Genomic DNA, 5699 nt, shown 5'->3' on the forward strand with positions numbered 1-5699 from the left:
AAGAAAGCTTACCACCGTAATCTATGCTGTAGTACGGGATGGTAAGCCCTATGAACCTAAGAAATTCTGTTAATATATGGTAGTGAGACTACGAATTAAGCCTGCCGGCGGGAGGCTTAGTTGTAGTGCATAGAAATAATCTCATCAACATATTCTTTCAAATCATCTTCCAAATCTTCCCTTATAGCAATAATTGATTCCCAATTTAAATCTTTTCCTATATCATAATAATTCACAGCATCACATATCATATTCAATATTGCCTCTCTTGTCTGATACTTCATACCTTGAAAATTAATTGTTACATAGTCTTCAATTAACAACAAAAGTTGTTCTTTGGAATAATCGTGCATTCTAATTCTATCATCCATATTGGAGACCAACTCCTCTAATTTTTTTTCATCCAATATCCTTAACACCTCCATTAATCACCCACTAATTCAATTTTGATATGGATCCAAGATTGGTATATGTGTATCATTAATAATAACCTCATCATAATCCGGACCATTGGGATTAAAATACTTTGCTTCACGAAAATCATTTATTGTAGGGTCAAAATATCTTCTACCACATTGAACTCTAACAACCCAACCATTATAAGCATTAGAGCCAACCGGGGCACTTGGGTCCACATTGTGTACTCTAACTCTATATGTCTGCCCATTCTGAACCCACTTAAACTCAAATCCTTCTGTAGCTCCTCCCTGTACTGGATATAACTCTCTCAAAACTGCTTCATCTGGAATTCTATCCAATATCTCGTCTACATTACTTCCTTCTAATTCTGTAAAATCACCAATTTTTCCACTTGACTTCCCATAGCTGGTCTCCGTCTTTGACGATGACTTTCCACCTACAACAGACTGCATAGCAAACGATGTTGCCGCACTTTTTACCCAAGTCTTAACTATATCTCCGCCAGAAAAGTCTTTATCATACTTATTTGAATGATACGCGTATACCACAGTATCTACAGTTGCATCAGATACCATATTCATAGCTTTTACAGCCATGACTCTTCCTACTGTGAGTTCTGCCCCTGACATAATTGCAGATGTTCCAGCTCCTAATCCTCCACTGATTGCACCCAATATTGCTCCAGATTCAAAGCCACTTGCAAATCCATCAAAAACGACTTTCCTGCTTTCACTGATGCTTCTTCTTAACTTTTACTATAAAGCAATGCGTTCTGCATCTTTGATAAATTTTTTAGTTTTAATTTCGGTTGTCATTATATGGATACATTATCAATTTATTTTCTTGCATATCTTTTCATTTTTCGCAAAAAAAACTCACACGCCTCTGATTCTGTTTCAAACAATTTCAATCCACTTTTGCTACCACGCTCGCTATAATATACTTGCCATTTATCTTCCTTTACAATGCATAATTTTTCATTTGGCAGGCCCCCCACCATTATTGAATATAATTCTTGTGGAATCTCCATCATTTCTAGTTCTTTTTCTAATTGTTCTACTGTCATGCTTATTGAATTCTCCTTAAAATACCAGCATCTAATAATTCATCTACTGTATCTGGCAACAAATATTGTATTCCTCCGCCCGGTTCATCAAACCAAGATGCTATACTACCCGATTTTACATTAATTGGTTCAACAACCTCAAATACACTATATGGTCTTTGGTCTGTTCCTGGTTGTAACACTTCATCCATTGGTATATCAGCAAATTCATTTTTTTCTGTCCAATTTATTGCCCCTGTTTCTTGATTATAATACTTTGGATTGTCAAATACATCCTTATACTTTAAATAAAGTTCATCGTCAGGTGTATAATCCCAATAGATAGAGGTGTGCGTCACCACTCTTGAAGCACTTGTGACTTCGTTCATTGAGACTGCTCCCTCTGCTTTGCAGGATTTTGCGTATTAGCTGGATGTTGGCAGCATATGTGCTGTACTTCGTATATCTAACCAGATTGTTACCCGCATTGAAGTGAGGATTCTATCTACTTATAATTCATAAAAGAAAGGATTTCAATTATGTACATCGTAGGCATTGATATTGGCAAAAATCATCATGAAGCATCCATTGTTTCACCTGAAGGCAAACAAATCGGTCCTTCTCTTCGCTTTGCAACTACACACAAAGGTGCAGATTCTCTTATGAGCTTTATCTTTAAAAACATCGGTAATTCCCCTTGTGTATTTGGCATGGAAGCTACAGGTCATTACTGGTATCCCATTTATTCATTTCTAAAAGCAAAAGGATATACTATCTATGTAATCAATCCTATCCAGTCTGATTCTTTGAGAAAAATGTATATACGACAAACCAAAAACGACTCAATTGACTCTTTTTTGATTGCAGAAGTGATACGTTTCGGTCAGTTTGGGACTACTTCCATGGGCATTCTGGAAAAGTATCTCACCCCTGAGAATATTGAGAATGCACCAATAGATGAGCTCTTTGAAATCACAAAAGATAAGAGCCACAACCGACTTACCAAAGCTAAAGCCATTTCCATCAAAGAAGCTGCAGCTGATACCTTTGGTATTAAGATAGCACAGGATGCTTTCTCTTTCCAGTTAAAACAGCTCATTGACAGAATGAATTTTCTTGATAAGCAGATTGAAGCTCTTGACTGCCAGATTCTTGAGTACTACGAGAAGTTTGATTGTTATCTTCATACCATTCCCGGAATAGGCATGATTGCTGCTGCAACCATTCTTGCTGAAATCGGTGATATAAACAGATTTAAGAGTTCATCTGCCTTAGTTGCCTTTGCAGGTATTGATCCAACTGTACGACAATCCGGTGAATTTAGCAGCACTCATAATCACATGTCCAAACGGGGTTCACCTTACTTACGGCATGCCATTTTTCTCGCTGCAACTACCCGTTCTTTCCATAACAGTCCGTTGAATGCATATTACAAAAAGAAACGTGACCAAGGTAAACATCACTTAACTGCCACAGGAGCTGTAGCAAGACTATGATTTAAGCCTGCCTGTGGGGAGGCTTAGTTGTGATGCTCATTTTTGCTTCCATATTATATTCACGTTTTCCTGCTAAACACTCTAAGAAATACATCCACTCATCTTTGCTAACCTCTTCTTCGCCACTGGCATAATGTTTTAATGTAAAAAAAGCATCTGTTATCAGTTCCTCATCTGAGTCATATATTTTTTCACAATCAAAATCGTCAATTAAATATTCCATTAATACATTTTTATCTATATCACCTTTTACTACTTTTTCTATTATTTTTTCCATTTCATTATGATACATATCAACCTCCTAACTAATGTCCCTTGTTTATCAATTGTCCCGATGAAATTCTTACAGCATCAAAGTCTCTGTGAATAATATATCCCCTGGCATCTGTAACTTCATGAATCAAATATTTTGTTCCTAATTCATCACTATATTTATATACAACAGAAGTTCCTCCTTCAGTAGATGCACGGGAACTCATTATCCTTTTATTCAACAGTGAAAAATCTTCTCCTCTAGCTTCAACCTGTCCAATTTTATCTATTGTGGCTTTATCTGTATAAAATTTTCCATTTCGATTTTCAATATTAGTCAGAAAATCTGCTGTAGTATCATATTTTCCACGACTTCCCATAGCTGGTCTCACAAGTAATACTACTTTCAGACTACCCCCGACCTTTGCTAGTAGACATAACCCTATTCTTTCCATCTGCTTTGGGTGATGACTTTCCACCCTCAAAAACTGACCGCAAAACAAATGATGTTATTGCACACTCTGCCCAGGTCTTGGCTACATCTCCGCCTGTTATTGCTTTATCATATTTGTTTCCATGATATATGTATGTAGCTGTACCTATTATTGCCCCCTCTTCAACGCCACTTGCAAATCCATCAAAAAACGACTTTCCTGCTTTCACTGATGCAGCGCCATTCATTATACCAGATATTGCTGATCCCACGAGGGCAGATGTCGCTATAAACTGTGTTACCGTGGCGGCCGCCGCCCCTAGTACAGCAGGGCAGACTATCACAACCGCTGCTGTAACCACAAGCACGCCTATGCCTATAGCCAGCTTTCCTTCACTGGTCTCATCCTCCAATTATTTTTTTCAACAATTTTAAGCTTACCTTATTCTATTTCTTATCTTTCACCTAACCCCCTCCTGCTATTATTCTTCCATTTGTAGCATATTCCTCAATCCATCCAATCCACGGTGCAGGAAATTCTATGCATCTTCCAGAAGTTGTGTCTTCAAGCCTGCCAATTAATGCCAAGTTACGACTTATCCGCTTTAAACACCTGCTTTGATGCGTCCCTGTTCTTGTATAGTCTCACAACTTCCTTTCCACCAGAAAGTAACTGGACGCAACACTCCATTGTCTCTAATAAATTTAAGCATGAAAGTGCCAGTAGCTTTTTATGTCTACTGGCTTTTCACATAACAAAATAAGCAACGTTCTTATTTCATCAGATATTCTTAATATTCTTTTCTATTTGAAGTAACATAATCTAATTTAGCCTTACTACCACTCTCTACACTCTTGACTATAAAATTTATCAACTGCTACCGCTGCATTATACAAGGAGTCTATGTTTGCGAGATTGTCATCTTCGAGTATTGCTCTTCTAAATCCTAATGTCCCTCCATCTGATTCATCCATTTTATTTGAATCCAACTTATTTTTATATTCTTCTATAATTTTTTCCATTTTACTAAGATACTCTCTTGTATAATCATCAACATCATCTTTAATTTTTCCTATTTCACATTGTAAATCACTTAACTTTTTTTTCATAATTTCTCTTTTCATAATTTCTCTTTTCATAATTAAACACCTATTCCTTTATATTTCTTACTTCCGTAATCCAATTTGAATCAAACTTACTAAATAAAATTTGTTTACCATTTCCAGGTCTAGGATCGCTAATTTTAGTTTGTGCTTTTGCTGTTCCAATAGCATGAGTAACTTCTGTTTTCTTCTTCACTCTAGCAACTTTTACAACATTTCGATTTCCCCATTCTTTTGATAATGCCATTTTATCCATATATTCTTCAATTGTAGAAATTCCATTAGCCTCATCAATTGTTGTCCAATACCTAAGTGATGCGTTTGGCGCATCAGAACTAAATTGAACTAAAATCATATCTTCTTTTACAACATCTCTAACTTCAACATCAGTATTAAAATCATCTACCAAACTATCCGCAAATCTATTTGAGTAATCCTTTATTGATGATTCTCTACCACTCTTACATTTAAAACTACCTTCAGGCTCCCCCCGTCCTTTGCATGTAGATATAACACCATTTCCACCATCCGTCTTTGACGATGGTTTTCCACCTCCAACAGACTGCATAGCAAACGATGTTGCCGCACTTTTTACCCAAGTCTTAACTATATCTCCGCCAGTAAAGTCTTTATCATACTTGTTTGAGTGATACGCATATACCACACTATCTACAGTTGCATCAGATACCATATTCATAGCTTTTACAGCCATGACTCTTCCTACTGTGAGTTCTGCCCCTGACATAATTGCAGATGTTCCAGCTCCTAATCCTCCACTGATTGCACCCAATATTGCTCCAGATTCAAAGCCACTTGCAAATCCATCATAAAATGAGTTGCCGGAATTCATGGAAGCTATTCCATTCATAACGCCTGACGTGGCTGCACCAATAATAGCAGATGTCGCTATAGACTGTGTTACCGTGGCGGCCGCCGCCCCTAGTACAGC

Annotated in this window: 10 protein-coding genes and 1 pseudogene; 1 reads left to right on the forward strand and 10 read right to left on the reverse strand. The window is 37.1% G+C overall.

Annotated elements, in window-relative coordinates; genetic code table 11:
• Window positions 1-116: 116 nt before the first annotated feature.
• The 4 genes from DXB91_RS03240 to DXB91_RS03255 all read right to left on the reverse strand — a co-directional run bounded on the left by DXB91_RS03240 (window position 117) and on the right by DXB91_RS03255 (window position 1854).
• On the reverse strand, window positions 117-371 hold the full coding sequence (locus tag DXB91_RS03240) for a hypothetical protein (RefSeq protein WP_133300859.1): 255 nt from the start codon (window positions 369-371) through the stop codon (window positions 117-119).
• A gap of 69 nt (window positions 372-440) precedes the next feature.
• Window positions 441-1094 carry a polymorphic toxin type 30 domain-containing protein gene (locus DXB91_RS03245; protein ID WP_133300858.1) on the reverse strand — a complete coding sequence of 218 codons (654 nt, stop codon included), beginning with the start codon at window positions 1092-1094 and terminating at the stop codon, window positions 441-443.
• A gap of 161 nt (window positions 1095-1255) precedes the next feature.
• Window positions 1256-1486 carry a hypothetical protein gene (locus DXB91_RS03250; RefSeq protein ID WP_055148017.1) on the reverse strand — a complete coding sequence of 77 codons (231 nt, stop codon included), beginning with the start codon at window positions 1484-1486 and terminating at the stop codon, window positions 1256-1258.
• A 2-nt stretch (window positions 1487-1488) separates the two neighbouring features.
• Entirely contained in the window at window positions 1489-1854 is a 366-nt protein-coding gene (locus DXB91_RS03255; protein WP_055148020.1) for a TNT domain-containing protein, read from the reverse strand.
• Between the two features lie 150 nt (window positions 1855-2004).
• Here DXB91_RS03255 and DXB91_RS03260 point away from each other — a divergent pair.
• A pseudogene (locus tag DXB91_RS03260) lies at window positions 2005-2955 on the forward strand (IS110 family transposase); the annotation flags it as partial.
• 7 nt (window positions 2956-2962) lie between these two features.
• On the opposite strand, the gene DXB91_RS03265 reads toward DXB91_RS03260, so the two are convergent.
• The 6 genes from DXB91_RS03265 to DXB91_RS03285 all read right to left on the reverse strand — a co-directional run.
• A complete protein-coding gene (locus tag DXB91_RS03265) occupies window positions 2963-3253 on the reverse strand; it encodes a hypothetical protein (RefSeq protein WP_055148023.1) in 291 nt (96 codons plus the stop codon).
• Between the two features lie 13 nt (window positions 3254-3266).
• Window positions 3267-3593 (reverse strand): hypothetical protein, encoded by a 327-nt coding sequence (locus DXB91_RS03270; protein ID WP_015533323.1) that lies wholly within the window; start codon window positions 3591-3593, stop codon window positions 3267-3269.
• Window positions 3594-3624: 31 nt separating this feature from the next.
• Entirely contained in the window at window positions 3625-4059 is a 435-nt protein-coding gene (locus tag DXB91_RS03275; protein WP_055148026.1) for a hypothetical protein, read from the reverse strand.
• A 52-nt stretch (window positions 4060-4111) separates the two neighbouring features.
• On the reverse strand, window positions 4112-4234 hold the full coding sequence (locus tag DXB91_RS14535; RefSeq protein ID WP_256364695.1) for a hypothetical protein: 123 nt from the start codon (window positions 4232-4234) through the stop codon (window positions 4112-4114).
• 249 nt (window positions 4235-4483) lie between these two features.
• A complete protein-coding gene (locus tag DXB91_RS03280; RefSeq protein ID WP_015533324.1) occupies window positions 4484-4786 on the reverse strand; it encodes a hypothetical protein in 303 nt (100 codons plus the stop codon).
• Between the two features lie 10 nt (window positions 4787-4796).
• On the reverse strand, window positions 4797-5699 hold a 903-nt coding region (locus DXB91_RS03285), incomplete at its 5' end, for a hypothetical protein (protein WP_330416298.1).

Origin of the sequence: Coprococcus sp. OM06-34AC, from assembly GCF_003462545.1 — a bacterium.
Lineage (GTDB): Bacteria > Bacillota > Clostridia > Lachnospirales > Lachnospiraceae > Coprococcus > Coprococcus aceti.